The following is a 3687-nucleotide window of genomic DNA, read 5'->3' on the forward strand; positions in this document are numbered from 1 at the left end:
CGCGGCGAACATCACCGGGGTCTCCAGCGCGGCGTCGTCGACCACGCAGGCGCTGGGGCAGACCCGGCAGGCGGTCGACGAGCTGTCCCGGATGGCCAGCGACCTGCGGGGGAGCGTCGCCCGCTTCACCTACTGACCCACCGCGTCGAATCCGGCCGCCCCGTCCACCCGGACGGGGCGGCCGTTCGCTGTTCCGGGTGTCGGTAACGGTCGTCGTGCGCGGCGACGACCATTTTCTGGAATCGACATGAGGCCGTTTCGTGGCGGTGGTCCGGAATTCCCTTGCGGAATGTTCCGACACGAACGGCGAATGGCGCAGCACCCGCCACACCTGAACCACCATTCCTGGCGCGTGCACGGCACGGACCGTGCGGACGAACGCCACATCGCAAGGGAGCGAATGCGTCATGGGCAGCAACACCGATGCCGTGCACCGGGACCGCCGGCCCGGGTGGCGGGCACCGCTGGGGTGGTGGGCCGACCGCGGCGTGCTGGTGAAGGTCGTCTCCGCCGTGGTGGTGGCGGCGGTGATCGCGCTGACCGCGGGGCTGATCGGCGTGGTCTCCCTGGGCCGGGCCGCCACCGCGACCGACGTCCTCTACGAGAGCAACGTCAGCGGGCTCGACGCGGCCGCCGACATGCGCAACGCGATCAACCAGACCCGGATGGCCTCCCGGGACGCCGTCCTCACCCCGGACAAGAACGCGGCCGGCCAGATCATCGCCGGCATCGCCGACCGGGCCGCGGAGTTCGACGAGGCCGTCGCGGCCTACGCGCGCACGTCTCCGTCGGCGCGCAAGCAGGAGCTGGTCGAGTTCGCCGCGGAGATCTACGGGCAGTACGTGCAACAGGCCCAGCAGGTGCTCGCGCCGTTGGCCCTGGCCGGGGACGCGGCCGCCTGGCACTCGGTCAACGGCGCGCAGACCGACCCGTACGCGGCCCACGCCGAGGACACCATCGGCCGGGTGTGGGACATGGAGAGCCAGGAGGCGGGCGCTGCGGCGGCGGCCACCCACGACGAGGTCGCCGGCCAGCAGACCCTGGTCAGCGTCCTGCTCGGGGTGGGCCTGCTGCTCGGGCTGGGGCTCGCGGTCGTCGTCGCCCGCGGCCTGGCGCGTGCCGTCGCCCGTGTCCAGGCGGTGGCCGAGGGCCTGGCCGCCGGCGACCTCACCCGTCGCAGCGGGCTGACCAGCTCCGACGAGGTGGGCCGGATGGGAGCGGCGCTGGACGCCGCGGTCGTCGAGCTGCGCTCGGTCATGGCCGAGGTGGGCGTCTCGGCGGACGCGGTGGCGGCGTCGTCGGAGGAGCTGAGCGCGTCGTCGGCGCAGATCGCGGCGTCGGCGGGGGAGACGTCGGCCCAGTCCGGGGTGGTCTCGGCCGCCGCCGAGGAGGTCTCGCGCAACGTGGCCACGGTCGCGGCGGGCGCGGAGGAGATGGGGGCGTCGATCCGGGAGATCAGCCAGAACGCCACCGAGGCCGCCCGGGTAGCGGGGCAGGCGGTGACCGAGGCGCAGGCCACGACGGAGACCATCGAGCAGCTGGGCGCGAGCTCGCAGGAGATCGGCGCGGTGGTGAAGGTCATCACCTCGATCGCGGAGCAGACCAACCTGCTGGCGCTCAACGCCACGATCGAGGCAGCCCGGGCCGGGGAGGCGGGCAAGGGCTTCGCCGTGGTGGCCAACGAGGTGAAGGAGCTGGCCCAGGAGACGGCCAAGGCCACCGAGGACATCGCCCGGCGGGTGGAGGCGATCCAGGGCGACACGGCGCGGGCGATCGAGGCCATCGGCGGGATCAGCGGGGTCATCGGCCAGATCAACGACTTCCAGCTGACCATCGCGAGCGCGGTGGAGGAGCAGACGGCGACGACCAGCGAGATGTCGCGGTCGGTGCAGGAGGCCGCGGGTGGGTCGACGGAGATCGCCGCGAACATCACCGGGGTGTCGACTGCGGCGTCGTCCACCACCGAGGCGCTGGGGCAGACACGGCAGGCGGTCGACGAGCTGTCCCGGATGGCCGGCGACCTGCGGGGGACGGTGGCCCGCTTCACCCTCTGATCCGCGGCCTGCGCCATTCCACGAACGGCCGCCCCGTCCGCCCGGACGGGGCGGCCGTTCGTCGTTCCCGGGGCAGCACGACGAACGGCGGCGGACATTCCCGGAAATCGACATGGAGCCGATCCGGCGAGGTCGCCCGCATTTCCGTCGGCCGTTGCGCCGACACGCACGGCGACTGCCGTCCCGCCTGTCTCAGCTGCAGCAGCATTCCCTCGTGAGCGCGCGGGCCGCGCGAACCGGTCGTGTACATCGCGGGGAGCCATGGTGGCGCCCAGCGCACCGGGACCGCACGTCCAGCACCGCACCAACGGACGCCCAGCGCGTTCCAGTCACCAGGAGCACCACATGCGAACCGCCTCTTCCCGATCGCGTCGACTGAGCTGGCTCTTCGACCGGCCGATCGCCGTCAAGATCGGGGTCGTCGTCGCCCTGATGGGACTCGTGGCGGCCCTCATCGCCACGCTGGCGGTCCGCGGGGTGCACGATCTCCGGGACGGTGAGCAGCGGCTGTACGAGGAGATCGTCCGGCCGATGGACACCCTGGGTGCGATCCAGCGCAGCTTCCAGGGCGACCGGGTGCGGATCGTCTCCTACAACGTCGCGGACGCCGAGACGCGTGCGGCCCTGCGCGATTCCCTCGCCGAGCGCCGGGGGGAGCTCCAGGAGCTCATCGACGAGTACGACGGTCACCAGGCCGACGACGCGGCCTGGGCGGAGTTCACGTCCGCCGTCACCGCGTACTACGCCGAGGCTGACCGGCAGCTGGCCGCCATCGACGCCGGGGCGGCGCAGTTCTACGGGTTCAACGAGGAGAAGCCGCTGGCCAGTGCGGTCATGAACCCGTACGCGGTCGAGAGCGAGGCGGAGGCCGCCGCCGCCGCCCAGGAGGCTGCGGCGGGCGAGGAGCGCGCCGGGGAGGTCGCCGTGCAGGTGCTCCTCACCGCGACGCTCGGCATCGCCCTCGCCGCCGGCCTGGCGCTGCTCGTCGTCCGTCAGCTCAAGCGGACCGTCGTCTCGGTCCAGCGGTCGGTCGAGGCGCTGGCCACGGGTGACCTGACCGTCATCCCGGAGGCCGGGTCCTGCGACGAGATCGGCCGGATGGCGACCTCGCTGGCCGCGGCGCAGGAGAGCCTGCGGTCGGTGCTGGCCTCGGTGGCGGTGTCGGCGGATGCGGTGGCGGCGTCGTCGGAGGAGCTGTCGGCGTCGTCGGCGCAGATCTCGGCGTCGGCGGAGGAGACCTCGGCGCAGTCCAACGTCGTCTCCTCCGCGGCGGAGGAGGTGTCCCGGAACGTGGGCACGGTGGCGGCGGGTGCGGAGGAGATGGGGGCGTCGATCCGGGAGATCAGCCAGAACGCGAACGAGGCGGCCCGGGTGGCGGCGGCTGCGGTGACCGAGGCGCAGTCGACGACGGAGACCATCACCAAGCTGGGCACGTCGAGCCAGGAGATCGGTGCGGTGGTGAAGGTGATCACCTCGATCGCGGAGCAGACGAACCTGCTGGCGCTCAACGCCACGATCGAGGCGGCGCGGGCCGGGGACGCGGGCAAGGGGTTCGCGGTGGTGGCCAACGAGGTGAAGGAGCTGGCGCAGGAGACGGCGCGGGCGACGGAGGACATCGCGCGGCGGGTGGAGG

Annotated in this window: 2 protein-coding genes and 1 pseudogene; all 3 read left to right on the forward strand. The window is 72.9% G+C overall.

Translation table 11 applies throughout. The annotated features are described in order from the left end of the window. Positions 1 to 136 (forward strand): annotated as a pseudogene (locus ACI79Y_RS19525) (methyl-accepting chemotaxis protein); the annotation flags it as partial. Positions 137 to 407: 271 nt separating this feature from the next. Beyond that, positions 408 to 2054, forward strand: a complete 1647-nt coding sequence (locus ACI79Y_RS19530) for a methyl-accepting chemotaxis protein (protein WP_457160083.1) — start codon at positions 408 to 410, stop codon at positions 2052 to 2054. 345 nt (positions 2055 to 2399) lie between these two features. Next, positions 2400 to 3687: methyl-accepting chemotaxis protein (locus tag ACI79Y_RS19535; protein ID WP_457160084.1), on the forward strand; the 1288-nt coding region annotated here is incomplete at its 3' end.

This window comes from Modestobacter sp. SYSU DS0875 (genome assembly GCF_054050915.1).